Annotated in this window: 21 protein-coding genes and 1 pseudogene; 11 read left to right on the forward strand and 11 right to left on the reverse strand. The window is 57.6% G+C overall.

The window, feature by feature from the left end:
- The 3 genes and pseudogenes from M7439_RS09360 to M7439_RS09370 form a co-directional block, all read right to left on the reverse strand.
- Positions 1-306 (reverse strand): annotated as a pseudogene (locus tag M7439_RS09360) (hypothetical protein); the annotation flags it as partial.
- Between the two features lie 278 nt (positions 307-584).
- Positions 585-1,769, reverse strand: coding sequence for an MFS transporter (locus tag M7439_RS09365; RefSeq protein WP_298345936.1), 1,185 nt, complete (start codon positions 1,767-1,769; stop codon positions 585-587).
- Positions 1,770-2,267: 498 nt separating this feature from the next.
- A complete protein-coding gene (locus M7439_RS09370; protein WP_298345938.1) occupies positions 2,268-3,719 on the reverse strand; it encodes a glycoside hydrolase family 1 protein in 1,452 nt (483 codons plus the stop codon).
- Positions 3,720-3,982: 263 nt separating this feature from the next.
- Between M7439_RS09370 and M7439_RS09375 the strand changes: the two genes are divergently transcribed.
- From M7439_RS09375 to M7439_RS09395, 5 genes are all read left to right on the forward strand, one after another.
- On the forward strand, positions 3,983-5,086 hold the full coding sequence (locus M7439_RS09375; RefSeq protein ID WP_298349007.1) for a LacI family DNA-binding transcriptional regulator: 1,104 nt from the start codon (positions 3,983-3,985) through the stop codon (positions 5,084-5,086).
- Positions 5,083-6,066 carry an ABC transporter permease gene (locus M7439_RS09380; protein WP_298345942.1) on the forward strand — a complete coding sequence of 328 codons (984 nt, stop codon included), beginning with the start codon at positions 5,083-5,085 and terminating at the stop codon, positions 6,064-6,066. Before M7439_RS09375 ends, M7439_RS09380 begins: the two co-directional genes overlap by 4 nt.
- 2 nt (positions 6,067-6,068) lie before the next feature.
- Positions 6,069-8,234: a dipeptide/oligopeptide/nickel ABC transporter permease/ATP-binding protein gene (locus M7439_RS09385; protein WP_298345944.1), complete on the forward strand. Its 2,166-nt coding sequence runs from the start codon at positions 6,069-6,071 to the stop codon at positions 8,232-8,234.
- Positions 8,227-9,252: an ABC transporter ATP-binding protein gene (locus M7439_RS09390; RefSeq protein WP_298345946.1), complete on the forward strand. Its 1,026-nt coding sequence runs from the start codon at positions 8,227-8,229 to the stop codon at positions 9,250-9,252. Before M7439_RS09385 ends, M7439_RS09390 begins: the two co-directional genes overlap by 8 nt.
- Positions 9,253-9,413: 161 nt before the next feature.
- A complete protein-coding gene (locus M7439_RS09395) occupies positions 9,414-11,099 on the forward strand; it encodes an ABC transporter substrate-binding protein (RefSeq protein ID WP_298345948.1) in 1,686 nt (561 codons plus the stop codon).
- A gap of 337 nt (positions 11,100-11,436) precedes the next feature.
- On the opposite strand, the gene M7439_RS09400 is transcribed toward M7439_RS09395, so the two are convergent.
- Positions 11,437-12,126 carry an aspartate/glutamate racemase family protein gene (locus M7439_RS09400; RefSeq protein ID WP_366525196.1) on the reverse strand — a complete coding sequence of 230 codons (690 nt, stop codon included), beginning with the start codon at positions 12,124-12,126 and terminating at the stop codon, positions 11,437-11,439.
- Positions 12,127-12,378: 252 nt separating this feature from the next.
- A complete protein-coding gene (locus tag M7439_RS09405) occupies positions 12,379-12,648 on the reverse strand; it encodes a hypothetical protein (RefSeq protein WP_298349009.1) in 270 nt (89 codons plus the stop codon).
- 123 nt (positions 12,649-12,771) lie between these two features.
- Between M7439_RS09405 and M7439_RS09410 the strand changes: the two genes are divergently transcribed.
- On the forward strand, positions 12,772-13,269 hold the full coding sequence (locus M7439_RS09410) for a DUF805 domain-containing protein (protein WP_298345954.1): 498 nt from the start codon (positions 12,772-12,774) through the stop codon (positions 13,267-13,269).
- Positions 13,270-13,861: 592 nt separating this feature from the next.
- Here the strand turns inward: M7439_RS09410 and M7439_RS09415 are convergent.
- Positions 13,862-14,809 carry a MoxR family ATPase gene (locus tag M7439_RS09415; RefSeq protein WP_308464472.1) on the reverse strand — a complete coding sequence of 316 codons (948 nt, stop codon included), beginning with the start codon at positions 14,807-14,809 and terminating at the stop codon, positions 13,862-13,864.
- A 393-nt stretch (positions 14,810-15,202) separates the two neighbouring features.
- Between M7439_RS09415 and M7439_RS09420 the strand changes: the two genes are divergently transcribed.
- Entirely contained in the window at positions 15,203-15,352 is a 150-nt protein-coding gene (locus M7439_RS09420) for a hypothetical protein (RefSeq protein ID WP_298349011.1), read from the forward strand.
- On the opposite strand, the gene M7439_RS09425 is transcribed toward M7439_RS09420, so the two are convergent.
- Together M7439_RS09425 and M7439_RS09430 are read right to left on the reverse strand one after the other, a co-directional pair.
- Positions 15,336-17,417 carry a transglutaminase family protein gene (locus M7439_RS09425; RefSeq protein ID WP_298345957.1) on the reverse strand — a complete coding sequence of 694 codons (2,082 nt, stop codon included), beginning with the start codon at positions 17,415-17,417 and terminating at the stop codon, positions 15,336-15,338. The genes M7439_RS09420 and M7439_RS09425 overlap by 17 nt on opposite strands.
- A complete protein-coding gene (locus tag M7439_RS09430) occupies positions 17,414-18,511 on the reverse strand; it encodes a DUF58 domain-containing protein (protein ID WP_298345959.1) in 1,098 nt (365 codons plus the stop codon). Before M7439_RS09430 ends, M7439_RS09425 begins: the two co-directional genes overlap by 4 nt.
- A gap of 512 nt (positions 18,512-19,023) precedes the next feature.
- On the opposite strand from M7439_RS09430, the gene M7439_RS09435 reads away from it, so the two are divergent.
- A complete protein-coding gene (locus tag M7439_RS09435) occupies positions 19,024-19,899 on the forward strand; it encodes a hypothetical protein (protein ID WP_298345961.1) in 876 nt (291 codons plus the stop codon).
- 243 nt (positions 19,900-20,142) lie between these two features.
- On the opposite strand, the gene M7439_RS09440 is transcribed toward M7439_RS09435, so the two are convergent.
- The 3 genes from M7439_RS09440 to M7439_RS09450 form a co-directional block, all read right to left on the reverse strand.
- A complete protein-coding gene (locus tag M7439_RS09440) occupies positions 20,143-20,952 on the reverse strand; it encodes a bifunctional 2-polyprenyl-6-hydroxyphenol methylase/3-demethylubiquinol 3-O-methyltransferase UbiG (RefSeq protein WP_298345963.1) in 810 nt (269 codons plus the stop codon).
- A gap of 655 nt (positions 20,953-21,607) precedes the next feature.
- Entirely contained in the window at positions 21,608-22,036 is a 429-nt protein-coding gene (locus tag M7439_RS09445; protein WP_298345965.1) for a VOC family protein, read from the reverse strand.
- Positions 22,037-22,995: 959 nt separating this feature from the next.
- Positions 22,996-23,670, reverse strand: coding sequence for a hypothetical protein (locus tag M7439_RS09450; protein ID WP_298345967.1), 675 nt, complete (start codon positions 23,668-23,670; stop codon positions 22,996-22,998).
- A 1,228-nt stretch (positions 23,671-24,898) separates the two neighbouring features.
- Between M7439_RS09450 and M7439_RS09455 the strand changes: the two genes are divergently transcribed.
- The 3 genes from M7439_RS09455 to M7439_RS13095 all read left to right on the forward strand — a co-directional run bounded on the left by M7439_RS09455 (position 24,899) and on the right by M7439_RS13095 (position 26,261).
- Positions 24,899-25,132, forward strand: coding sequence for a hypothetical protein (locus M7439_RS09455; protein WP_298345969.1), 234 nt, complete (start codon positions 24,899-24,901; stop codon positions 25,130-25,132).
- Between the two features lie 539 nt (positions 25,133-25,671).
- The gene (locus M7439_RS13090) at positions 25,672-25,962 is read left to right on the forward strand and encodes a nucleotidyltransferase family protein (RefSeq protein WP_298345971.1); all 291 of its coding nucleotides are present in this window, start codon (positions 25,672-25,674) and stop codon (positions 25,960-25,962) included.
- A 176-nt stretch (positions 25,963-26,138) separates the two neighbouring features.
- Positions 26,139-26,261 (forward strand): HepT-like ribonuclease domain-containing protein, encoded by a 123-nt coding sequence (locus M7439_RS13095; RefSeq protein WP_366525197.1) that lies wholly within the window; start codon positions 26,139-26,141, stop codon positions 26,259-26,261.
- The last annotated feature ends 430 nt before the right edge of the window (positions 26,262-26,691 follow it).

The raw sequence follows: 26,691 nt of genomic DNA on the forward strand, positions 1-26,691 counted from the left end.
GACCAACGAGGTTCCTCCACCCATAGCCGATGCACTATTAAAGTCAGTGACCAGGACATCACCGGCTGTAAGGTTGCCAAGCGTCTTTGGAATGACGGCGATCCCGTAAGGGTTGGTGTCGCCGTTGGTTGCATTGGTCGAGGCGATCGTCGTGATCACCTTCTGCGGGAAGAGGGGGGCTGTGGGAGGATTTGGTGCCATCGGCTGGGCATAGGCGACACTTGGCATTGCGAGTAACCCTAAGGCACCGAAGGCACTACCTATTGCGGCGACTCGCAGTATCGATCTTGATGCTTTACTTTTCATGACTGATCTCCTTTCGAGGGAACAACTACCAACAAGTACGCATTGCAGGGTGCGTTCGTTCAATCGCAAGGTCAAAAATCTTCACAATATCGTGTCCCTGTGGTTCTGGTGTTGCCGTGAAGCCACTAGCTGGTATGTGTTGTGCAAGAGTTTGTGCACGTAGAGCGCTGTTTGTTCGATGGGGTCAACAAAGAAATTGAGACGGGATTGAGTCCACGTGACGGGCCGGGATGGCAATAACCTTGGCGGCCAGAGGACGAGGCGCTCACCAGGGGCGTTCAGTGAGTGACGCTGTGGTGATCACGCGCCATGAGCGCCTTCGGGAAGGCAAAGGCGACGGCGACCGTGATGAAGCTGGCCACCGACATCGCGTAGAAGGCGTCATGAATAGCGGAGGTTCCGATTACGAGACCGACGATGAGTACGAGCACTGCCCCGATCGCATTGGAGAGTCCCAGCGCAATGCCGGAGCCTAATGAGGGGTTCTCTGGCAGAATCTCTTGGCCGATGAGAATAGTCGTGGATAGGGTCATGAACAGAGCACAACCGAGTACTGCCGCTATGAGCCAGGTCGCCGGTCCATGGACATAGACCATCGGGATAATTAGTACCGCGACAGCGATGGCCGAGCTGACGAGGACAAAACGTTTGCCAAATCGATCGGTCAGGTGGCCACCACCGAGATTGCCAACGATTCCAACGGCAAGGATCGTGGTGATCACCGAGGCACCGTCGACCAGGCTTTCACCTCGCAAGTGCCAGAGCACTGGGATGAAGGTGACGAGCCCAAAGATCGCGAAGGCACGAAGGCCGGTGTAGGCGATAAGTGCTGACAAGGGGGCGAGGTGTCTGGTCCACGACGTATGCTGGCTTGGTTTGACCGTCGCCTTTGCTTTTGGTGTGAGTGAGGGTGCCCAACGGAAGAGCAACCCAACCGTCACGAGGCCGGGTAGGCCAACGATCCAGAGGTAGCCGAGCCCGAGATGGGCAACGACAAGGCTGGTAAACGTCGGCCAAAGGCCTCTTCCCAGCTCACCTCCCACCAAGAAGAAGGAGGTTCGTAGCCCGCGTCTACCATTGGTGATGCTCCGAATTCCGGCGAGAGCCTGTGGATGAAAAAGTGAGGTACCGAGACCGATCAGAAGCAGCAGTGTGATGAGTACTGGCATGCTATGGGTCTCGCCGAGGAGCGCACCTCCTAGCGAGGTCATGGCGAAACCTGTGATCAATATGGTCCGCCCGCCAACCCGGTCAGAGAACCAGCCAATCAAGGGTTGGAGCGCTTGACCGATCGCGAGAGCTGCAACCAAGGATCCTGCAAGACTCAGCGGTTCGTGCGCATCGATCAAGATGGCGGGAAGTACTCCAGGGAGATAGTTGGCGGCGCCGTCATTGACCATGTGCGCCCAGGTCATCCCAACAAGACGGGCATCATTATGCGAGAGCGTTCTTCGAGAGCCCACGTTATTCTCGTTCGGAGTCTTCATGCAGGTATGTCCGTTCTGCGAGGGTGAGTCCAAGACTGCATTGTCTCATCCAATCTAGCTGGGCTCAATCGGTGTCGGGTGGTGTGGCGGGGGCGGGGATGCCCTATTGGAGAGGCCGCCGGCCCATCAGGAATGGAGAGCGGCCTCAGGTGGCGGGGTTGGCGTTAGAGGGGCAAGGTGACGGGCAGCGGTGTGTCGATCGCCCTGGTCAGTGCAGCCTGGGCGTGCGCATGGGGCCGCTGTGTCACGACGATGATCTGACCTGTCGCACTTGTTCGCGATCAGAAGCTCTGGTCCGTCGGCTTGGGGGCGAGGCTGAGAGACAGCGCTCCGTGTCGTGGTGGACGGGATGTCAGCCTGCCGTGTCCAAGCTGGTGTGTGGCACCAAAGGTGATTGGGCCCGCTCGACCGGACCCAGCCTGCCGTGGGCGCGAGCGTGTTCATGAAGGAAGTGCCGGTCCGGTGATGGGCAACCTAGGCGGGGAGTGTCGTTGTGGCAGGGGCCACTGTACGGTCGCGAGGTTGTGGGGCCTGCGCAGCGATGAAGTCTCGGTACCAGTAGTAGCTTGCCTTAGGAGTGCGCTCTCCGGTCGGATAGTCGACCCAGATCAGGCCAAATCGTTGCGAATATCCGAGAGCCCACTCAAAGTTATCGAGAAGACTCCAGACGTAGTATCCTCGCACGTCGACACCTGACGCGATGGCTTCGGCGACGGCGTGGAGATGCCCTTCGAGGTAAGCGATTCTCGCCGGATCAAGGACGCTGCCGTTGTGCCGGACATAGTCAGCATTGGACATGCCGTTCTCGGTGATGTAGATGGGGATCGACCGATACTGATCCCGCACGTTGTGTAATAACTCGCTCAAGGTCGCAGGCTCCACCTCCCAGCCCATCTGTGTACTCGTAAATCCTGGTCGTTTCAGGTGGATAGCGTTAGCGCTGGTGTCGAGTAGGTTGGGTGCGCGCCCCGTGTCGACGCAGTAACCGAGTGCTTGTAGTTCGGTGAGACGCTCGCGAGATCCGACGATAGCCGGAGCGTAGTAGTTGACCCCCAGAAAGTCGATGGCGGTGGAGATGACGCCGAGATCACCCTCTTCCATCTCTGCGCTGGCTTCTCCGTAGAGTTCCATCATGTCAACGGGATACGCACCTCGGAAGAGGGGATCGAGAAACATACGGTTGGCATTGCCTTCTGTGAGGATGGCCGCCTGCCGGTCGAGTGGGTCTTCACTTGCAGGGGTTACATGAGCTAAGTTCAAGGTGATACCAACCTCGGCAGCACTGCTCGCCCGGATAGTTTGGACGGCAAGTCCGTGCGCGAGGAGGAGATGGTGGTTGGCAGCTAGCGCTGCTGATAGATCAGTGAGTCCGGGTGCATGCTGGCCGACCGCATAACCGAGCCAAGCCGAGCACCAGGGTTCGTTGAGGGTGATCCACTGGCTTACCCTAGAGCCAAGGGCATTCACTAGCTTGTCAACGTAGTCGGCAAAGCGATAGGACGTCTCTCTGCTACTCCAACCCCCCTGGTCTCCGAGGGACTGCGGAAGATCCCAGTGATAGAGCGTTGGGAAAGGGGTAATCTGTTGTGACTCGAGGCGATCGAGGAGTGCAGAGTAGAAGCGCAGACCATCCGGGTTGAGTTCGCCTTTGCCCTCAGGCTGCATCCGGGGCCAAGCGATCGAGAAACGATAGGAGCCGATTCCGAGTTCACGCATGAGTCCGACGTCCTCGCCGAAGCGGTGATAATGGTCGCAAGCGATATCGCCGGTATCTCCGTTGAGTACCTTCCCTGGGGTGCGTGCGAAGGTGTCCCAGATGGACAAACCTCGCCCGCCCTCATTGACGGCTCCTTCGATCTGGTAGGATGCCGTCGCTGCCCCCCAGACGAAGTTGTGCGGGAATACGGTCGTTGCGTTGGTAGCCAATTTGTTCCTCCCCGATCCGTGTCGCCCCGTAAGGCTGGCCTCATCGATTTAACCCTACAACTTACTGAAAGCGCTTACAGCAATTCAGCCTTTATTTTCCCAATATTGTAACATTTTACAAGACGTAGTGCTATATTTCGTGAAAGGGCTTACAGGATGTTTGCAACTGCCACTCCACACGGCGAGTCTGGCAAGGGTTGGGTTTGGGATATTCATGAGCCGAGGCGCTGCGTCACTGTCTGGGCTCGGGGGGGATGAATCAGGTGGAACGAGAGGTCGTGAACCGGGCAACCATCTACGAGGTTGCCGAGCGTGCCGGGGTATCGATTGCCACTGTTTCGCGGGTCATCAATGGCTATGATCGCATCCGTCCGGCCACTCGCGAACAGGTACTACAGGCGATTGACCAACTGAGCTTTGTCCCGAATAACTCTGCGCGAGGGCTGTCGGGGGGCTTGTACAACGTCGTCCGATTGGTGTTCATGCGATCGCGCTCGGAGGAGAGTTTCGAGCTTGTGCAGGAGAGCCTGCTTTTTACCGATGCGATCATTCGTGGCGTGGAGCGCACCTGCGGTGATCGTGGCTTCTCCCTCCTATTGAGTGGCGTCGATGACGATCGCATCGACCAACGACTGGACTCTCTCATGGCAAACTGTGACGGACTGATTCTCCTTGACCGTACGCTCAAGGAGCGGATGATTCCGAGCGTCGCCAGGCGGATTCCAACGGTGTTGTTGGCGGGAAGTGGACGAGCGAAGGCGGCTGCCACTGTCATGGTCGACAATAGCGATGCGATGGTCCAGCTCGCCACCCATCTTGTTGTGGATCACGGCTACCAGCGGCTCGCCTTTCTTGCAGGTTTCGCAAACTCCCCGGACTCGTCGACGCGGCAGGAGGCGTTCCTTTCCACGGCTCGAGAGCTCGGGGCAGCGGTGGAGGTGGGTCCTGATTGGACCTCTGACTACACCTCAACGGATGCGGTGCGTGTGATCGAAGAGCGACTGCAACGAGCCGAGCCGATGCCCCAGGCGATCGCCTGTGCGAACGACCAGGCGGCCATTGGAGCGATCAACGCCCTCACACAAGCGGGCATTCGTGTTCCCGAGGAGGTGGCCGTGACCGGTTTTGATGATATCTCGGTTGCGAGACACCTGACCCCTGCGCTGACTACCGTCCATCAGCCGATCGAGGAACTCGGTTCCATGGCCGCTGCGATCCTGATCGACCAGCTCACCGACCAACGCCGGCCGACGATGAAAAATGTTGTCCTCCCAACCCGGCTTGTGCTGCGACAGAGCTGTGGTTGCCGAGGTGACCTCCCGCCACACCTTGGAGCGTCCGAGGGAGGCGAGGAGGTGGTGCCATGAGATTTTTGCTCCGTCGGTTGGGGTTTTACCTCATTGCGCTGTTCGTCGCCATCACGGTGAACTTCTTTATCCCGCGGCTGATGCCGGGTAACGTGGTCGAGAATTTGATGTCTAAATATCCGAACCTAAAACCCTCAGCGCAACGCGCCCTTGACGTACTGCTCGGGGTGGGGCATCAAGGGTCGTTGCTGCATCAGTACGTTCTCTACCTCGGGCAGCTAGCTCATGGCAACTTTGGTATCGACCCATTGCAGTTTCCCACCCCGGTTATTGACATTATCCGTGCAGCACTACCCTGGACCATCGTCTTGGTTGGGACAGCTACGGTGATCAGCTGGCTCTTGGGGACCGGGCTTGGGATCCTGGCCGCATGGCGACGTGGTGGGCGCCTCGACCAACTCCTTCCAGCCTTGAGTTTTCTGCAAGCAACCCCGTACTTCTTTTTGGCACTTGTGCTTGTCTGGTTGTTGGCGCTTCACTTTCATCTCTTCCCTGCCCAACAGGGCTTTAGCAACGGGTTAACGATCGGGTTCAACTGGGCCTTTATCTCCAGTGCGGTAGTGCACTCGATCTTGCCTGCCTTGACGATCGTCCTCACCTCGGCTGCTGGCTGGATGTTGCAGATGCGCAATGTGATGGTCGCTACCATGGGCGAAGATTATGTGCTTGCAGCCCAAGCAAAAGGTCTTAGCAAGCGACGAGTGATCTTTACTTACGGGGCGCGTAACGCTATCTTGCCCTCCATCTCTGGTTTCGCCCTTGCCCTCGGGTTTGTCGTCTCCGGTACCTTGCTGATGGAGATTGTCTTTAACTATCCCGGTATCGGAACCCAGCTTTACAACGCGGTTACCTCAGATGACTACCCGCTCACCCAAGCGATTTTTCTGATCATCTCGGTCGCAGTGCTTCTTGCCAATATCGGTGCAGATGTGATCTATGTGATCCTCGATCCACGAGTTCGTCGAAGGGGGGTAGGGTAACGGTGCTGAGTCCCGTCATAGATCCTGAGGCGCCAACCACGCTAGCCGCGAGGGGTCGTCGACAGCTACCGATGTTCCTGCGCAACAAGAAGGCGTTCGCAGGGGCCGTCATTATCGGCTTCTTTGTTCTGGTTTCCTTGCTGGGTCCCTGGCTGGCCCCGTACTCACCATCCGCCCAGAGTACTGCCCCTGGATCATCGGTGGCGGCCCCAAGCTTCGCGCACCTCCTTGGGACCGATCAGTTAGGGCGCGATGTACTCTCTCAGGTGCTGGTGGGCACGAGGACCACCATGCTCATCGGTATCATCACCGGAGTTGTGGCGACCATCCTTGCGGTGTTGATCGGTGTAGGTGCGGGCTATCTTGGCGACAAGTGGGATGAGCTGCTCTCCTTGCTCTCTAACGTCTTTCTGGTCTTTCCTGCGCTTCCCTTTCTGATCGTAGTATTGGGAGCATTCCCGAGCACAGGAGATGTGCCAATTGTGATCATGCTCTCGGTGCTCGGCTGGCCGTGGGGGGCGAGGGTTATCCGCGCGCAGACGCTCTCCATTCGGAATAAGGACTTCGTAGCCGCGGCACAGGAGACAGGCGAGCGTAGCTGGCACATCATCCTTCATGACATCGTCCCGAATCAGATCAGCCTCATCGCCGCGACCTTCGTCGGTGCAGTCCTCTATGCGATTGGAACCTCGGTTGGTCTGAACTTTCTCGGCATTGGAGGGACCTCAACCTGGAGTCTTGGTACCATCCTCTACTGGGCTGAAAACGGTAATGCGCTCGAGCTCGGTGCTTGGTGGTGGTTCGCGGTTCCAGGAGTGTTGATTGCGCTCATCGGCATGGGGTTGGTCCTGATCAACTTTGGCCTTGATGAACTGGGCAATCCGCGGCTGAGGGATGGTTCGCGAGTCGGTCGAGTGCGTGGAAAGTTATGGACCCCGTCGGATCCAACCCTCGTCGAGAGGGAAGGTGATGGCGTGCGCCATCATCGCCTATCCTTGCGTAGCCGTGGGTCAGGCGCTGGTGACGACCACAATGGGATACCCGTCGCCTCTTCTCTCATCACTGTGGCGCCCACGCGCAACGGAGACAGTTCCCCTGCGGGTCACGCAGGGCCACTGCTTGAGATTCGCGATTTGAGTATCGTCTATCGCTCCGGTGGCCGCGAACTGCGCGCGGTGAACAACATCAACCTCTCTGTAGAGCGCGGCGAGATCGTCGGTCTGGCTGGAGAGTCAGGCTCGGGGAAATCGACGTTGGCCTATGGAGCCTGTCGCCTGCTGCGACCCCCAGCGGTGATTACCTCTGGGTCGGTCATTTATTCTGGGGAGCGCTATCAGGGTGGCGAGCGCGATCTGTTGCGCATGGATGCTTGCCAACTCGAACAGCTCCGGTGGCGCGAGATCTCGATCGTCTTTCAGAGTGCCATGAACGCGCTCAATCCGGTACTGCGGATTGAGGATCAGCTCCTTGACCCTATTCAGCGACATCTCGCTCTGTCGAACGATGAGGCTCATGATCGGGTGTACGAGGTCATGGAGCTGGTCGATATCCCACGAAATCGACTAAAAAGCTACCCGCACGAGCTCTCAGGTGGGATGCGCCAGCGCATCATGATCGCAATGGCACTTACTGTCGATCCACAGTTGATCATCATGGATGAACCTACTACAGCGCTCGATGTGGTGGTCCAGCGTGACATTTTGGTACAGATCAAAGAGTTGAAGGAGCGGTTGAACTTCTCCGTCATCTTTATCACGCATGATCTCTCACTGTTGGTGGAGCTCGCGGACCGCTTAGCCATTATGTACGCCGGAAGCCTCATGGAGATCGGCGATACAACTGATCTGGCGGAGCATACCGCCCATCCCTACACCCAAGGGCTTCTCCACTCCTTTCCCCCTCTCCATGGTCCGCGCAAGTCCTTGTTGGGGATTCCTGGTTCACCTCCGGACCTCTATGAGCCGGTGGTCGGTTGTCCTTTTGCTCCACGCTGTGGCTATCGTGACGAGTTGTGTGAGCATGTCGACGTCCGCCTCCACCCACTCAAGGATGGCTCCAGCGGGATGCAACTGAGTGCCTGCCCATTTACGGACCGTATGCGCAGCGTGGCAACGATGGACGGCTCGGCGCTGGCAGCGACGGATCGTGGAGGTCTCCAAGATGCCTGAGACAGTCGAGGTCATGGCCTGGCCAGAGCAGGAGCAGGAGCGCCCAGTACTGCGTGCACGCAGTGTGAGCAGACGTTATCGGCTTGGTCGCCGGCGTGATGGAGTACTCGATGCGGTCAAAGACGTATCGATTGATCTGTATCGAGGCAAGGTTCTCGCCGTGGTGGGAGAGTCCGGATCCGGCAAATCGACCCTCGCCAAGCTACTCGCTGGGCGAGAGAGCCCAACCTCGGGCCTCATCGAACTGGAAGGATCGGCGATCAAGGTCCGTAACCAACGTGATTTTCGCCAATATAAACGAGTAGTTCAGATGATCTTTCAGGATCCGTTTGCGTCGCTGAACCCAGTCCATACCATCGGTTATCATCTAGAACGTCCGGTCAAGATCCACCAAGGGCTCTCGGGGGAGGAGCTCAAGGACCAGCTCGCATTCCTGATGGACCAGGTGCGTTTGACGCCCGGGAGCCGCTACCTGTCAAAGTATCCGCATGAACTCTCCGGGGGTCAGCGTCAACGAGTATCGATTGCCAGGGCGCTCGCTGCTCGGCCGTCGGTCCTCCTCGCCGATGAGCCCGTCTCTATGCTCGACGTCTCGATCCGCTTGGAGATCTTGGCACTCCTGGACGACCTGCGCACGCGACTGGGTTTGGCGGTACTCTATATCACTCATGACATCGCCTCGGCGCGATATCTTGGGGATGACATTGTGGTGATGTACGCTGGCCAGGTTGTGGAGCGAGGTGCCGCAGAGGAGGTCACCCAGCGCCCCTCGCATCCATACACACAGCTACTGATCAGCTCGTCGCCTGATCCGGATTCGATGATCACGACGGCTCTGGCACGGCCAGAGTCGTCGATGCATCAAGGAACCATGAACCCAAGCACTACGGGCTGTCCGTTTGTTGTCCGCTGCCCGTTCGCCGATGACCAGTGTCGATCCGAGTATCCCCCCTCAACTGCGGTCGGCCTAGGACACTGGGTGAGTTGCTGGCATATCGAGGAGGCCCGCCATGACTGAGGTGTTGGCCTGTGAGTTCTCCTTGAAGAAGGTAGGAGTGGTGCGAAGGGAGGCAGACAGAGTCTGAGTGGTAGATGGGTTGCGACGCGCTCTTGGTGGGGCCAAGGGCGCGTCGCCTAGTGATGGTTCTTATCACCTTGAATGGAAAGGCTAGTAGCAGGATGGAAATCTTCAACGGTAGGCGGTTTCGCCTTGGTATGGCGATGGTAGTGGCGACAGGTATCGCCTTAAGTGCCTGTGGAAGCAGTAGCACGAGTAGCAGTAGTTCGTCAAAGACGACCTCATCCCAGGGTGCCTCTGCGCAGGTCCTGACGATGGAGTCAAGCCCAACAAACCCGATCAGCAGGAACTTTAACCCGTTCTTGGCGACTTCGGCGGCGCAACTCCTTGGGGCGACCTCGATGATCTACGAGCCGCTCTATCAATTCGATCTCGCGAAGCCGACGGTCTCGTATCCGTGGCTCGCTACCTCGTACCAGTGGAACTCGAATGGAACGGCGATTACCTTCTCTATTCGAAAGGGTGTCAAGTGGAGTAATGGGAGCGCGCTTACGCCAGCAGATGTTGCCTTCACCTATAACCTGGTAAAGCAGTACCCTGATATCAATACCAATGGGTTGACGATCTCGAGCGTCTCGGTCTCAGGGGATGCGGTGACGATCACGTTTCCCACCCCCCAATACACCAACCTTCAGGGTATCGCTAACGTTCCTATCGTTCCCGAGGCGATCTGGAGCAAGGTAGGAGATCCGGGCAAGTATCAGGATCCGAACCCGGTAGGGAGTGGTCCCTACAAGTTGGCGACCTTCACTCCTGAGGGCATCACGCTAACCAAAAACCCCCTCTATTGGCAGCCAGTTCATGTAACAACGCTGGACTTTCCGGTCTATTCGTCGAACACGACGGCACTTGAGGCACTGGACACCAACCAAGCACAATGGGCTGGTAACTTCATCACAGGTCTTGACAAACTCTACATCAATCCCGATCCTGCACATCACAAGGCATGGTTCAATCCCGAGAATACGGTGTCGTTGATTCCGAATCTTCATACCTGGCCGACGGACCAGCTCCCGGTGCGCCAAGCCATCAGTGATGCCATCGACCGGAATGCGATCTCCACCGATGGTGAGTCAGGGCTTGAGCCGCCCGTGACCAATCTTTCGGGTCTCGTGTTGCCTACGTTCAAGTCCTACAGCACCTCTGCGCTGGCCAAGTACACGGTCAACGACAATGGCAGTGTTCAGGCGGCGGACGCGGTCTTAAAAAAGGCCGGCTATACGATAGGCTCCAATGGTTACTACCAGCTCAACGGCAAGACGGTGACGATCCAGGTGACGGATCCGTCTTCGTATAGTGACTATGCCGCCGATGACGAAATCGTGGCAGCTGATCTGCAGAAGGCCCACATCGATGCGACCTTCGTTGGGCAGTCCGTGTCCGCTTGGTCAAGTGATGTGGCGTCAGGGAACTTCCAGCTCACCGAGCACTGGTCGGCCCAGGGTATCACCCCATACCAGCAATATGATGGCTGGTTGGCGTCCTCCCTCGCGACCACCGCTGCTACCGGTGACTATGAACGACTGAACAATCCTACGATCAATACAGATCTGGCTGGCCTGGCTCAGGCGTCGACATTAAGTCAGCAGCGTGCCGCCCTCGTTCCGATCGCGAGCTACGTGGCGACGAACTTACCAGTGATCCCAACGGTGTATGGCGCAGCATTCGATGAGTACAACAACACCAACTTTGTGGGCTGGCCGACCCCGAGTAACCCGTATGAGTCGGGTCAGCCAGATAACCCTACCAATGAGGTTGTCGTCTTGCACCTTTCTCCAAGGAGCTAACGACTCTCCAGGGGGCTAACGGCGTTCCCGAAGGCTAACGGCGATGGGGCTCTGACCACGGACAACGGTGTTCTTGCTATGATCCCCATCGCGGAGCCGATCTCGGGTGTCATCGAAACCGTTGGCAAGGCAGCAGCGAACGCAGATTCGAGCAGGTGGCCAAGGATGGAAGTCAGCCGCACTGGCCACATTGCCAACCCTCCAGCGCTTGATGGTGGCGAGAGTGGCTAGCGGGTCAATGCGATATCGGTATCAAACTGCGGTTAGGCCGTGGGTGTGCGATCGATGTTGCGTTCGACGATGGATGTCGCATCGACCGTTGGGTTGGGGAAATCAGCTAGGAGCTTGGTTCCATGCCAAGGGAGAAGTTCACCGCAGCCTCAACATGAAGGCGGGTTGTTGGAAAAACTGGAATCGGGCTATCGGCTTGGGAGACGAGCATTTCGATCTCGGTGCAGCCCAGGATGACGCCTTCGGCCCCTACATGAGAGAGACGGGTAATGATGTTGCGATAGATCTGGCGGGAACTGTCCTCGACATTGCCGAGGCAGAGTTCATCGTAGATGATGCGATGCACTTCGGCGCGGTCCTCTGGTGGAGGAATGACGACGGTGAGGCCATGTTGGGCGAGCCGTTCGCGATAGAAATCTTGTTCCATGGTGAAGCTGGTGCCCAGCAAGGCGACGGTGGTGAGCCCAGCTGTAATGACGGCTCGGGCGGCCACGTCGGCCAAGTGGAGCAGTGGGATTCTTACCGCTGCTTGAATCTGATCCGCAACGTTGTGCATCGTGTTGGTGCAAAGCACTACCACCTCGGCGCCACCCGCCTCAAGCTCTCTCGCAGACTGTGCGAGCAGACGCCCAGCCTCCTCCCATTCCCCCTGGATCTGGAGGGATTCGATATCGGCAAAGTCGAGCGAGACCAGGAGAATTTTGGCGGAGTGGAGACCTCCAAGCCGAGCGCTTACGAGCTCGTTGGCCAAGCGGTAGTACTGTGCCGTTGACTCCCAGCTCATCCCCCCTAACATCCCGATCACACGTGAAGAAGTAGCCACTACCGCAGTCTACGAGGATTCGCTTGAGGCGGAAGCGCCCCGCGTCTCTCAACTGAAACGGCAGGGTGATCAGCGATCCTTGGTGCTGGGTTCGATCTGGCATCTGGTGGTGAACGAGATGGGTGGGGTGACGGGATCAGGCCCAAAGGGGATCTCGACCTCACGTTATGCAAGGGCTCGCTACGCCGCTGGGATGGACTGCGCCAACGGGCGTACGAACTGCTATCAGTGCCGATCTCGGCTGTGCAGGAGGTGGTGAGCAAAATCTGGGGATGCACCTCTTTGTCCCCATAACATGGGCTTTGGCCCGGCCTTTGCGTTAGCGTCGTTGGCTGAGTGTTGGTGTCCTCCCAACTCGGGGCCGGGTGGGGTGCCCTTGGTCGCTGTGCTGGAGAGCGAGTTGCCTGGGTGTCGATCGTAACCAAGAAAGATGAGCGAGCGCAGGCCAATGGTCCCCTCTAAGACGAAGACTTCGACAAAACTTGCTCTTGGCACTGGCGTCACCAAGCATTGCTCGCGCCACCGAAGAGTTGTAGCCTTTTTGAAGGCGACATGTCGCCCGATTGGTTGACATCGGCCAGGTGAATCATGTCTATTGTAGCCTCATAAGGAGGGTAAATGAGAGTAGTTCCCACCACGAAAGACGTCTCGATCAAAGAGGCCTACCTGCTGTACCTGCTTCGATGGAACGATTTCCACGGGAGATCGTCGCGGCAAGAGTTCTGGAAGATCGTCGCCATCAATCTCGTCGCCTCCTTGATTCTGTCTCGGTTGAGCTATGCAGTAGGGCTCGGGGGTTGGATTGGGCTGGCCTTTAGCCTTCTCAATGTCATCCCGGTGGCCGCACTGCAGACGAGGAGGCTCCATGACGCCGGTCATAGCGGCTGGTGGATTGTGATAGGGGCCGCGATGAGCGCTCTGTTTCTAGTACTTGTGACCGTGGCGACTGTTGTTGCCCGCGGAACGTCGGGAGTTTACATGATGCGTTCCGTCGCCCCTGTGTTTCTTGGCTTGGGGCTTTTTGGCATGGCCATATTTGTTCTTGAGATTGTCATCGTCGTCTTCGACTGTCAACGTGGTGTTGTTGATAACCGTTATGGACCACAGATGCATTGACGAGCTGTCTTGCGACCTGGGTAGTGATGATACACCGCTCTGTACCGCGCTATCGCGGTCACGGAGGTCGCATGAGAGGGGACCGATGATCGATCGTATACGCCTGGCGCATCGTTGTGCTTGGCTCACAGTTTGAGACTCGACGGCCCAACCCCAGTCGGTGTTGGGCTTCGACGGCTGCCAGGCCACTGCGTCATCGCCACCTGAGCATAGCTGCGCCAGGACGGGTAGCGGCGAGAGCATCCCGCCCTGATCATGAGATAGAGAGACTGCTTCTGTCCCGTGCTATTGAGCCGAGCCAGTGATTCGATAGCGCCAGCTCGTTCTTGCCTTCGCGCGGCGGTCTCTTGATTTTGTCGATTCCAAAGGTCCTTCCCTTCGTTTGTCTGGCGCGACCGAAGGCTGTCGAGGGGCCGCGGCTTGACGAACGACCGGTGAGCCGCGGTGGGCAGGGGTGCACAGCTGGGTTGCCGTGGAGGCGTTATCGCATCAATTGGTTCGTCATTGGGATGGGGGAGATCCGCCTTCGTAGAGGCGGGTTACGCAAAGGTGAACGTGGCGAGTGTCTGGCTCTCTCGCGGTGCTCACGTTCTCATTGCACGAGGGGAGGTATCGGCACCGTTTGGAGCAATCCTTTGAATACATCATCTACTAAATGCACAGTCGGCGTGCCAGAGGTTCGCGAGAGTATCAAACGATGTTCCACGACGAAAGGGGCGAGGGTCAGCACGTCGTCGGGTACCACGTACGCTCGGCTATGCAGGAGTGCCCAGGCTTGGGCCGCTCGATAGAGCGCTAAGGAGGCTCGAGGGCTCATGCCCAACTCGATTCGCGGCGAGGATCGAGTTGTTTCGGCGATTCTCGCGATGTAGTCGCGTATGGTATCGGATACGTGAACACGCTTAACCGCCTGCATCCGCTCGAGTAACTCTGGTAGGGTGATGACGGCTTGGACCGATTCTGGTGAGCGTGTCTCGTCCGACTGGGAGAGTATGTTCGATTCCTCCTCGACGCTGGGATAACCAACGTTGAGCCGAAAGAGAAAACGATCGAGTTGGCTCTCGGGTAACGGGAACGTCCCGTCGTACTCAATCGGATTCTGGGTGGCGACCACCAGGAAAGGTGGTTGCAGCGGATGGGTGACTCCGTCGACCGTCACCTGTCCCTCCTCCATGACCTCCAGGAGTGCGCTCTGCGTTCGTGGCGAGGTGCGGTTGATCTCATCGGCGATCACGAGGTTCGCAAAGACTGGTCCGGGATGAAACTCGAACTGACGGGTACCGGGATGAAAGATGGTCACGCCGGTGATGTCAGTGGGCAAGAGGTCTGGCGTGCATTGGATCCGGCGATGCGTTAAGCCAAGACTGCGTGCCAGAGTCGTAGCAACGGTGGTTTTGCCAACACCGGGTACGTCATCGATCAGTACATGTCCCTGTGCGAGTACGGCGGTCACCATGAACTCCATGAGGGAGCGCTTACCGATGATGGTTGTCTCCAAATTGTTGACGATACGACCCAGTTGCGGATCGAGCTGATCCATGGTAGTTGGGACTATCGATCCGTTCCCCAAGGCGACCCCCGTCATCCAAAAATTGCTGGCACTACGTAGAGATCCTACCCACTCACAGGGTATATCGACAATCACACCAGTTGGTAGCCGCTCCATACTCGGGAACATGCCTGCACACAGCTAAGTGATTTCAGTCAAACCATCGCGTCTGTGTGATCGGGTCTGCCCCTCGGCGCTCCTGCGTACCCCCTCCTTGACCGCAGTCACGAGTCGTGCCTGGTCTTGGCTTCGTCGGGCACAACGGGTCGGCGTCCTGCCGACGGACTTCTACAGGGTCCGCCTGGCTCCGACCTCGCCAACACCGACGGATGACGTTGGTCGAGTGGCGAGCGATGTTGTCCCTCGGGCGCACTATTGGGAGGATTGGCGACTGATCAGGTTCTCCTGGGGGAGCAGCTGGTCGCCACGACAGCGGAGATGATTCCATTGACGGTGGCTGAGGCCGTTGCGCGGGCGTTAGCGTCATGTGGCGAGGTGGCTCGCCGATGCGCGGTCCTTACTGGCCAACCTTGAGCTTCGATCGGTGCAGGCGTCGTGCACGACCTCGTAGCGTCTCCCATAGTCTCTTGGCCTCGGCTGTCTCGCCTGAGGATAACGGCTTCTGCGAGTAGAAGGATAGCTCGAGTAAACGCACCAATGGTTGGACAAGACCGCCGTCGTGGGGGAAGTGATTCGCCCAAGTCTGCCCCCATTCTCGCGGGCTGCTTGCACTCCACTGGGCTCCAAAACTGCGGCGTGAGATCCGTTGTATATCGATCCACAGCTGGAACGTTTCGTTCCTGCGCGCGCGGCCCCTCTGCCATCGCCATATGAGAACGGCCGATGCGGCAAGGATGAGTGTTGCGATACCGATTTCTTCTGTGTGCTGCCCCTCGGGGTTTTGGGTTGCGCGCTTTTGGCCTCGCCGGGTGGGGATCTTGCGGAGATGGGCATCAGCATTGAGCGAAGGGGGTGTAGGCAGGCCGAGCTTGGCAATACCTGGCGATGGGGCAACGGGTTGCGTTTGAGGTCCGCGGAGCACGCCAGCAGTCGAGTATATGGGGAAACTGAAGCCAGGGGTGGGGTCAAATGGTACCCAACCGGCTCCACTGAGCCAGATCTGGGCCCAGGAGTGGGCGTCGACCTGACGCACTAAGTAACCCTTCTCCGTCTTGTTGTACGTGCCTGGTGCATACCCTACGACCCAGCGCGCGGGCACCCCGAGCGAGCGCATCATCATGATGAATGATGTTGAGAATTGATCGCAGTAGCCTTGTCGGTCCACGAAGAGAAATTGATTGACGACATCGTGGGGACTCCGAGCGACGTGATAGGAGTAGCGGTAGTGGGCGTCAAGGTACCTCTTGATCGTTTGCGCGGCATCGAATGGACCGCTGGTGCCTGCAGCAAGACGCTTGGCTAATTGACTGACTCGTGAGGAGAGGGTACTGGGAAGCTCGAGGTCATCTTGTAAGTTTCGAGGGATGTCGCCGTAGGGGCGGTTCGCAAGTTCCTTGGTGGTGTAGAGCGGCTCAAAGGCGCTCAGGCGATAGTTTCGGAGACCCTTTACGTCAATGCGGCCCGATCGCGAATGCACGGTAGTGGTGACCGAAAACTTCAGCGGCGCCCCCATGTAGAACAGATTGGTCAGAGCGTGCCGCGAGGTGTCAACAATCTTCGCATGTACGAGTGTGTCGTGGCTTCCTTCGAAGTAGGGTGCGATGATCGGTACATCGCTTCCGCCTGCGAGGTGCTCAAAGACCGATGTGGGACCCTTGTTCGACCAGCTCAATCCGTTAAATGTGTTGTAGGTAGCGGCTTGCCAGTAATACGGTGCGTTGGTGTGGGCGACAAACACAGGAGCTTGGTTCGGTACGAGCGAATGATCGATTTGGGTGATCCCCGCTCCATACCCAGTCGTGGCGAGACCGGCCGTCGCACCAGTGGTGCGAAAATCGGTGAGGAGGGCTCCAAGGTGAAGCGGTGCATGCGAGGGGAGTTCGAAGCCTATGACGAGCGGGGCGAGCACTACGATAGCCGCGAGCGCGTTGACCACAGGCCTGCGTGCTACGCTGACCTTGGTCCCACCGATTTCGACCTGGTGAACATTGACGAGGATGATGAGTCCTACGATCAGGTAGCTCGCGAGAGGCAACTCGGCGGTCAGCCCCCAGAGCACGTGGTCGACACAGATCATGACAGTGCCGAAGACCATCAGTGCCAAAACTTGATTGTAGTGCTGACAGCGTCGGAAAATGAGCCAACCCAACAGTACGCCGAGCAACACAAAGGGCGCCGCGTTATGTGCGCTTATCTGGGTCCATCGATGGAGCGGGAGGATGAGGAGTTGGTGACTCACGCTGTGGACGGCGGCACCGAGAGCGGGTAGCGAGACCCAACGGTCCCAAAGAGAACACAGCTGGAGATACAGGAGCGCGATCCAACCGATCAAACGCAGCGTCCAATGGGGCCATGACTCCGTCAACGCAAGAAGGATGGGGGTGATGGCGAGAACGAACGCGTCCGGGTATCCTCCGGAGTGGACCAACGGCCAGAACAGGGCAGTTGCCCAAAGACCGAGGAGAAGTGATCTGTTCATCTCGACGCTCGTTCTCTGGTTAGGCCGAGGTGTGCTCGCCAATCGGCAAGACTGGTGACGCCTCCGTCCCCAACGATGATGATGGAGTCAGCGCCGCTCTTCCAGATGGCTCGATATCGATTGGTGGTGATCACCAATACGTGCCCTCGGTAACGCGCATCGTGAACGGGGTCCAATGGGTCGTGGCTACCGTAGTTCAGCGCGCTCAAGAAGTCCATCATGCGCACTAAGGCACTCTGACCGGAGAGCAGTGAAGTGTGATCAAAGGGTTGGTCGAGCGTGGTGATGCGAAGCATCAGCTGTGAGCGGTTCGACTGGTACACGAGCGACGCGGCGATAGAGATGGCGAGCTCCCAGTCGTTGGCTGCGAAGTGTGATGCGGTGTCCAACAAGACGATGAACTCGGCCTCATTCTCTGGTTCAAAGTGCTTGACTTTGAACTCGCCTGTTCTTGCCGTAGTTTTCCAATGCACGTGCGACAGGCGATCTCCTGGGATGTACTCGCGAATGCCTTGTAATTGCGTCGACGCTTGGCGAGTTCGACGCGTAGCAAGTTGCTGCCCATTCCATAGATAATTTTGCAGTTCAGCCCTACTGAGGCCAATGATTTTTGGCCAGACATGTAGACGGATGGCATCCTGCTCGATCCTGATTGCGCGTTGAAAGAAGCCAAAGAAGTCGCTGGTGATGATAGCGATGTCCCCAAACTCGAGCGAGCCGCGCTGGAGGTCGGCTACTTCGTACCTGATCGTCTGCACTCGATCACCAAGCGTGGTGAGGACGAACCGATGCTCCTCCGTTCCCCGCGCGGACTGCGTGTGATCGACCATGACGAGATGGAGCCACGGCCACCTAGTAGCCGTCACCGTAAGGGTTACTTCAAGCCAACCGCCGGCATAGTACGGACCGGGGTTTAACCCTCGTGTGACCAGGATGCTCGAGAGCGGTCCTAGCTGGCTGAAGAGGGCGATGGCGAGCAAAACTAGTAGAAAATCGAAGAGGTGCCAGGCCAGCGAGCCACCCGCAAAGAGCGCGAAGAGGAGAGATAGAAAAGTGCTGAAGAGGACAACACCCCCTCGAAACCGTATGCCCATTATCCATTAGGATAACAAGACCTCACCGTTACCGGTAGTGACACATCGGTACTTTCTCACTCTCTAATCGGTCCGTCCGTGGACTCAGCACCGCGCTGGAATGCCGATCCGGACTGAGCGAACTTGCTTCGCTGCCTTCCATGACCGAGGCACCACGGCAACGACTCCCAGGAATTGTTTGCTCGATCTCTGACCTGGTGTGTCGATCGCGACGCTTGTTTGATCGGTGGATTCGGAGTCCATGCACCGGTGGTGTCCCCCGGTCACCTGATAGGGTTGAGAATCTGTGCACCCAGGTCGGCTCGGGCAACCTTGATTGCTAGCGATGAACGATCCAGCGTGGCACAAAGGGGACAACCCAAACAGGTAGGCAGATCGTTGAGTGAGGGTCATGGTGAGCTCAAGCGAGGGCAGACCGTGATCTGAGTTTGCTGGTGCGGGACGAGGGGGATCACCTAGTGGTCGATAGTTATGGATCCGTCCGCTCGGTGTACACCGGTAGGATTGGCCACGTGACTTTTGGAGCAGGGTTTGATCGACTGTCCGGTTATCCCTTTGAGGTTCGTTACAGCCAAGGAGCACTCCAGAGAGCTCGCATGTCAGCTGATGTCGCGGCTGATGCCTATCGGTACTTGCGTGGACTTTTCTCTGAGTTCGCGCCGGACATCGCGTTGATCGTCGCCAGCAAGGCGGACTGGTCGAGCACGCAGCCCTACGGGATGCCGTATTTCAACGATGACCAAGGGCAGATCCGACCCGGGATCCTGGCGATGCCGAGTGAGCAGAGTGTATTTTGGACTGAAATGGCTAATGATATCGGTGGCGTATCGGGAAGCGGCTACGCGAAGCTGCTTGCCACCTATGCCAACGGTGCTGGCGATCTTGACCTCCAACCGTTTTTTGACCTTGTCACCATCCACGAGCTTGGCCATGCCTTCGAGGTTTTAAGCGGTCTCCGGTTGCCAACGTTCTGGTTGGGCGAGATCTTTGCCAACCTGGCTCTCCACACATTCGTCGCGACCAGACGGCCAAGGAACTTAGCGACACTTGAGGTATTGCCCACCGTCGGTGTTGAAGACGAACTGTTTACCATGCAGATACGTGCCGAGGGTTCTCATACATTGGAGGACTTTGAGTCCCACTACGCCGGTAGCTCCCAACAGATGAGTTCTCGTAACTATGTTTGGTACCAATATCGATTCCTTCGACTCGCCGCGAAGATCTTCGCAGTTGATGGAGAAGGCGGGTTGGTTCGGTTTTGGGAATGCTTTCGTGGCCGAGTTGGACGGAGTCTCAACGAATCTACAATCCCTTCGATTGTGAGGTTGTTGACCACCGAGGTGAGCGAGACCCTTGGCGATGCGGTCGAAAATTGGCGTGAGTGGTGAGGGGTTCGCCGACACGCGGCGCCAGGACCGCCCCACCTCGAGCAGCGTTCGAGCCGTGAAAGCTGAAAAGGCCGCTGCTCTGGCCGAGGCAATGTTCGGCACTGAACCTCCCTCTTGGTCACTCGTTTTGTCACGCCTTCAAGGTGCTGGACGCATTGGAGTGGGCGATCGTCGCTCTTTGCTAGGTCTGGCCTTCTGTGCAGGCTGGTACTCTCCCATGGGCCATATGCCATCTACGGATTCTTAGATAGGTTTTCGTGCCCGAATCGAGTACAGCAGGGGAATGCGTGGCATTCCTGCGGAAATGCGGTATCTGCGATCATCGGGCGATTGTTCGAGGAGCGTGGTTTGCGCAAAATGCGTGTAGTCAAACTCATGAAGCCACTCGACGGTGAGGCCAACGCTCGCGATGCACGAGATGATCTCCCCGAGGGTATGGTGCCATTCTGCCGTGAGGTTGGCGTGAGTCACGTGTTCGGGGGCGGCATAACTTCCCCCTGGGTCAGCTTCGACGTACGGCTGATCGGCGAAGTAGTCGTTCGCGATGGTCCACCCATCGTCAGGCAAGATCCAGGTGATTGGATGGAACTCGACTAGGTAGAGGTACCCACCAGGGTTGAGAAGCTGATCGACGACCTTAGCCCAGCTGCCCAGATCGTCGAGCCAGTCGATCGCCCCTTTCCCGGTGTAGATAATATCGAAGCGACGATTGAGGACCTCGGGGGCTGCGTAGACATCGGAGACGATCCATGTGCCGTCAATGCCACAGGCGGCGGCGATACGCCTCGCTTCGGCAATCGCCGGGGCGGAGAAGTCAAGACCAGTCACTTGGAAGCCTCGCCTTGCCCAGGAGATGGTGTCGGTGCCGATGTGACACTGGAGGTGGAGGAGGCTGGTACCTGCTTCGCTCGGAAGCTCTTCTAGCTCAAAGGGGTCGAGGGCAGACTCGCCGTTGATGAGTTGTTCCACGCGATAGAAGCTAGCGTTGGCATGAACGGGGGCACGCTCGTCCCACCAAGCAAGGTTTGCTGCCACGAGTGCGTCACGATCCATGGTGCCATCGTAGCACCTCGACAACATCGAGTCGATTACTCTTCGCAGCGAAAGGAATGATGTGTAGGGTGGGTGAAGATGTGATGACTGCTCTGTACGAACGGTAGGGAAGAAGTAGTGGCTTCGAACCTACGGAATCGAACGATGCCTAGCGCTACTCATCCGTGGGTCTTGGCCGTGAGCGGAGGGCGCCTTGGGACGAGTCTTCGCTCAAGGGGGAGGCCGTAGTCGATCCTCGCCTAGCAATCGGGAGGATATTGGGACCCCTTTCGAGGGGATGAAGATTGTGGCCAAGACTCGGTCCACGGCCGCGATGTCGCCTCGACCTGCTCGGAGCGGGCGAGGCGAGCGCCGACGCATTTTGGCAGCGAAGTGGTAGCGTACTGACAACTGCCGATGTTGTCGTCGCGCTGCTATCACGGCCCCGATGGCACGGATTGCTAGGTCTCTTGCCTAGCGCGTTGACAGCTACTACGGTCTCTCGCCACTCCGGATACTTGCGTATCGCCGCAGGAACTAGGAGGCTCTTCGAGCATGCCTTCTACTCCAGTGCGCTGGTATCGATTCTGCAACACTCGTCTGTCACACCGGACTTACGGTCGATCACGCCTGACGGAGGCCCGTGTCGAAGCTGCCGGTCCGAGGGTGCGGGCGGCTACGGGATGCATAGTGATCCGTCGTCGTTAAAGTCAAATGCACCCCAGGCTACCTCCCAGAGGTAACCGTCGGGATCAGTGAAGTATCCAGAGTAGCCCCCCCATGGAGTGTGATTGGCTGGCTTCACGATGTGTGCTCCCGCTTCTTGTGCCTGAATCAACAGCACGTCAACCTCATGACGGCTGCGCACGTTGTGGGCGAGCGTGATGCCAGAAAATTTGGCGCGTTCCACATTCCAATCTGGGCCGACGTCGGCTGCGAGCTCCTCATAAGGAAACAGTTCCAAGATTGTTCCTGCCAGCTGGAAGAAGATAATTCCTTCTTGTGGCTGGCGCGTAGTGGGCAAACCGAGACCGTCCTTATAAAAGTGATACGATCGCTCAAGGTCGGCCACTCCTAAGCAGATCAACGAGATCCGAGGCTCCATGCCCGTGAGCATAGGTGGTCAACACCTTGATCCAGGCTACGAGCGGAGATTGGTAGGTTCCCAGATCACGGTACCAATTGCGAACCCAAACGCCAAAACGCCTTCGCCGAACCTCTCGTTGAACAGCTCGCAATACGATTGACGAAGATCCATTCCGATGCCCGTCTGCCACCAAGACATCGCGACCCGTGTTCGACAGTTTATGGTTGATAATGAGGCTGGAGCAAAGCGTTCTCGCATGATGGATCCGGACCACCACCGGTAATTGAAAGCTCGATGTCGTAGGCGCCGGGGAGTTCGGGAGCCCATGAGGTTGGCGGCGAGCCCGCGACGACTAGACTACGCCTATCACTTTCAGCGGGTGCTTCGACGATCTTCGCCCGAGCCAATCTGAACCTAGCCACCGCAAGGGTAAAGGATTCGATCAAGGGCTGACCACACGGATGGTGTGGCTCGGGTTGGGATTCCTTTCACGGCTCAACGGGGAGGAGGAAGCATGCTTCGCACATTAATTGGCGTTGCTGTTCTGGTCATTTTGATCATAGTGATCATCTCGTTGGTACATTAAGTATTCCTTCGACCCGAGCAAAGATCTCACTGCAATGAACTGTGGTGGATGGTTGGGTCGAACAGGGCTATCGCGGAATAAGTGACAAGTTAGCCGAGTCCGGAATGAAGATATCTCGTGACATGACGCTTCTCTTAGCAGGGATGGGTCATATCAATGAGGCCTCTCTCATGCGCAGGAATTCATGGGTTGATGATCCCCCGTCTGCTCTCGGACGGGCTCGTGTAGTTGAGGGCCCTGGGCTTGTTGGATACGCGTCGGTGCGAGTAGTTTCAGCATTGTCGTACGCGTGCCCGATGTCAGGGGAGGGGAGTCGTCCGTACGGCGACGAGCGCATCAGGGCGCCTTTTGGGACGAGGAAGACGGGACGTGCTCGTCGGTCCGAGCGCGATCAGATGGCCTCAAGTTGTGAGATGAACACGGCAGTGAGGATGGCCTCGGTCACCTCAGGATCGCGTGCGGCTCCAACTGAGCATATTGCGGCACCGGGCCCGATCAACTCCCACCAGATGTCCTTGACCACGACTACCAGCGCGCAGCCGTTAAGCGCACTGATGTCGACGCAGCTCGTTGCGGCTACTCGTTCCGCCGTGTGACGCACTCGTTCCCATGCGAAAATGTCACGAGAACTGGGTGGCAAGTATGGTCTTCGTGCCGGCGTGAACCAGTGGCTAGCCTCCTTCCACAGGGTTCTTGCTGCGCTGCGAAGCGCGGGTGTGCTGGCGAGCGATGACCACTCGGGGGGATCGAAGGAGAGGTGGTGCGAGTAGGCGACTTCGGTAACCCACCGCTGGTGGGTTGGATCCATCGGCGGTGGGCCGAGCTCGGCCCGGGCGCGTTCGGCGACGACACGCTCCCACCAGGCAGACCAGTCTCGGGCAGCCTGAATCCTGGTAGGAGTATCGAGTAGTTCTGAGCGGTCGGGTAGCGTGCCGTCTAAGGGTGGCGGAACGATCGGGCCGTTTTCGACCACAAGGCGAAGCGTGTCGCGGAGATAGAGTAGGACGTGGAGGCCTTGGTCGATGTCGTGGGCAAATCGCCACGATTCGGTGCCGACTGTTCGCATCTACTCATCGTACCAGCTCTCGCCCGTAGGTGTTGGAAGCGGGCCGCGCTGAGGGTGAGCATGGAATGCTCACGTGACCGCCACCGCTCTATGTCATTGTGATCCCCAAAGTCGGTTGGCTCGGTGAGTGTGTCGAACGCTTCGGCGATGGTGAGCGCTTGGTTTGCGCTGCTCAGATGTGTGGCCCATGCGCCGATCCTTCACTCTGCCCCGAAGCCCAACGAAGGCTTGCCGCCCGCTCAGCTTGCGAGAGGTCACCCCTGAGATGACGTCGAGCTCTCGCCTATCGGCCAGGTTCCCACCATTTGGCTCTGACCGGATTGCTGGAGGAGCCACTGCCGTAGTGTGGCGGCTCTGAACCTCGGGACTGGCGCCGCCACATCCCTGCGTCCTTGCCGAGGCGCACTGGCACTTGAGCACCGCTCTGAAGTAGTGTCCGACGGCCCCTGGGCCGACGGCTTTGGCTTCGTGTCGATAGTGTGCGAATGCCTGCCACTCATCGACTTGCTTGATGACCCGACTCCGGAGAGAGTCTGCCCCTCCGGCCCGTTCCCGGTTCGAACAGTCTGACGGGCTGCTGGGTCACCTGGAGGAAGATTGTGAAGTGGTGGATAGCGAATTCGTACGTCAAGGGGTGGAACCTTGCTATTGCAGACCACTTCCAACATACCAAATGAGCCATCGTCCACCCCTGTTGATCATCAACTCGGTGGTAGTGATTCCCGGATCACAAGCTTTCACAGCAGTACCTGGGCTACAAAATACGACTCGCCACGAAGCTACAACCACGGCCCTGCCGCATGCGGAAGTGACTGCACTCGCGAGGGAATCGTCGTTGATGAGCGACTCCACGGAGACGTCAGAAGTAGTAAAACTCGATTTCATCGGGTTCGCGCCAAGACTCGGACCAAAAAGCTGTGCAAAGCCGTTGTGCGGTATATCGAGCATGGCTCTGTCGAAATATCTGACGAAGGTTGCGTGGCCGTCTCTTACTTCTGACCCGATTGTGTTTTCTATCGCCGTTGCTTTAGCTGCAGTCAGGGCTGTCCTGGGCTTCACTCCAGTCATCGAAGGACATCCGGCACCCGAGTTGACCGCGTTCGACTTGGCTGCCACTGGATTTGGGTAGTCTCCTCCTCTTGGCAGCTTTGCGATCGCAACCACGATTGCTCGTTCTCCTGTGGTCAGCGGTGACACAGGCGTGGTTGGTTGAGAAGGAACCTTCGTCTTGGAAGTCGAAGAGTTCGACGTGCTCCGAGAGCTTGTGCCCACTTGGCCGCAACCAGCAAGAGTGACTGCTGGCAACAGCAAGGCCAGCCTCGAATGGGAGCGCATTCGGGATACAAGCGTGCTCAACTTCGAGATCCACCGGCTCTCCAACACCCCCGTCGCCGGCGCGCTTGGTGCTGTAAAGGCGAACGTAGTGGTACTTGACTTGATCATTGTAAGTCTCTCCCAATAAAGACCCGAAGCTCCCAAACGGCTAGCTCCTCCGCCAGTCGCAGCCTGTCCACCATCTACCCACCTTGCCCCGATGTTGGGTTTTGTGTTGGGTGTCTTCTAGCGGACTTTGGAGATATATACTCTGATCTGGTGGCCTTCCAGTCTCGCACCCTGCACCTCGGGATGAAAAGTTCGCCATAAGCTGTCCGAGCTGGTAGTCAAAGTGTTTGATGGTGTCCAATTTGCACTTGTCGTAAGGGTGTGCTGGCGAGGTTTGCGGGATGGGCTTGGAATCAGTCGATCACCCTCGGACGCAATTGTTAGGTTAAAAGTTGGGTAGAACGGCGGCGTGCGGTATGTCAGCCGATTGTCAGTTCACCCGTAGCATCGTCCGGCAGGTCACGTCGGAGGCGGTAGACGTGAGTGGGACCGCTTCGCAATCGATCTCTCCTACGGCGACCGGCTGTGGTTGCGGGAGACTTTCGAGTATTCGCTCGCTGGTTGTGTAAGAACAAAACTCGAGAGAATATCTCGCATAGCGCAACTATTCTGGAGAGCATGGGGTTGCTGCTTGAATTGGTGTTGTCTCACCGTAACGAGATTGATCGCCTCGTTCGAGATCATCACGGACGCAGCGTATCCGTCTTCGGATCAGTCGCCCGCGGAGAAGAGACCTCTGAGAGCGACATTGATCTATTAGTTGACTTCGACGAACAAAGTACTCTCTTCGACCTGCTTCATCTTCAAGAAGCCATCGCAGGCTTTCTAGGCACGTCTGTGGATGTCGTGGCAGCCAAAGGGCTAAAGAGTCGGGATGAGCATATCAAGCGGGAGGCCATCCCAATTTGAGTAGGAATGATGAACACCGTGTTCGGGACATACTTGATGCAGCCGACGAACTTGCGGTGATAGTCGCCATGGGACCATCTGACGATGATGACGGGCGTATTCGTCTACGCGCAGTCGAACGGTGAGGCGACACGCGCGTTGTCAGATGAGTTTATTGGTGAATACCCCGGAGTCCCATATCTGCTCTACGCATATTGCTTGCGCATCACTACCATCGTATCGATCCTAACCAGGTATGGGCAATTGCTCGAGTCCCGGTCCCTGACTTGGTCATCACTCTGCGGAGCAAGAGTTCATGATTCACCCATACCTTTTGGTGCGGACTGGTGAAACCTATCTGATCCACCGCAAGGGTGAGAGGCTTGAGGAAAGTAGAGGCGAAACCAAGCACTAACCTATCTTCTCCATTCCAGCGCACCTGAACAGGAGAAATGCTAACCCTATCCATCGTTTCGATGGTAGATTGGACAGCTCGATACGGCAATTCTTGGGTTGGCCGTGCGCAGACGGTGCCAAAAACAACTGGCATCCGCGACCGCATGGCTGCCAGAGAACAACCTACAAGGTGCCGGCTCGCATACCCTAGCCATCAGAGCCCTTGAAGGGAGATCTACTACAGTCATATCAAGGGCGGGGAACGAGGAGTCAGATGAAGGTATACCCGAGAGAACAGAAGGAACGAGTACTGAGAAGGCTCCTGGAACTAGGGGGTGGTGGGGATACTCCCGA

This window comes from Ferrimicrobium sp., from assembly GCF_027319265.1.
Classification (GTDB): Bacteria; Actinomycetota; Acidimicrobiia; order Acidimicrobiales; family Acidimicrobiaceae; genus Ferrimicrobium.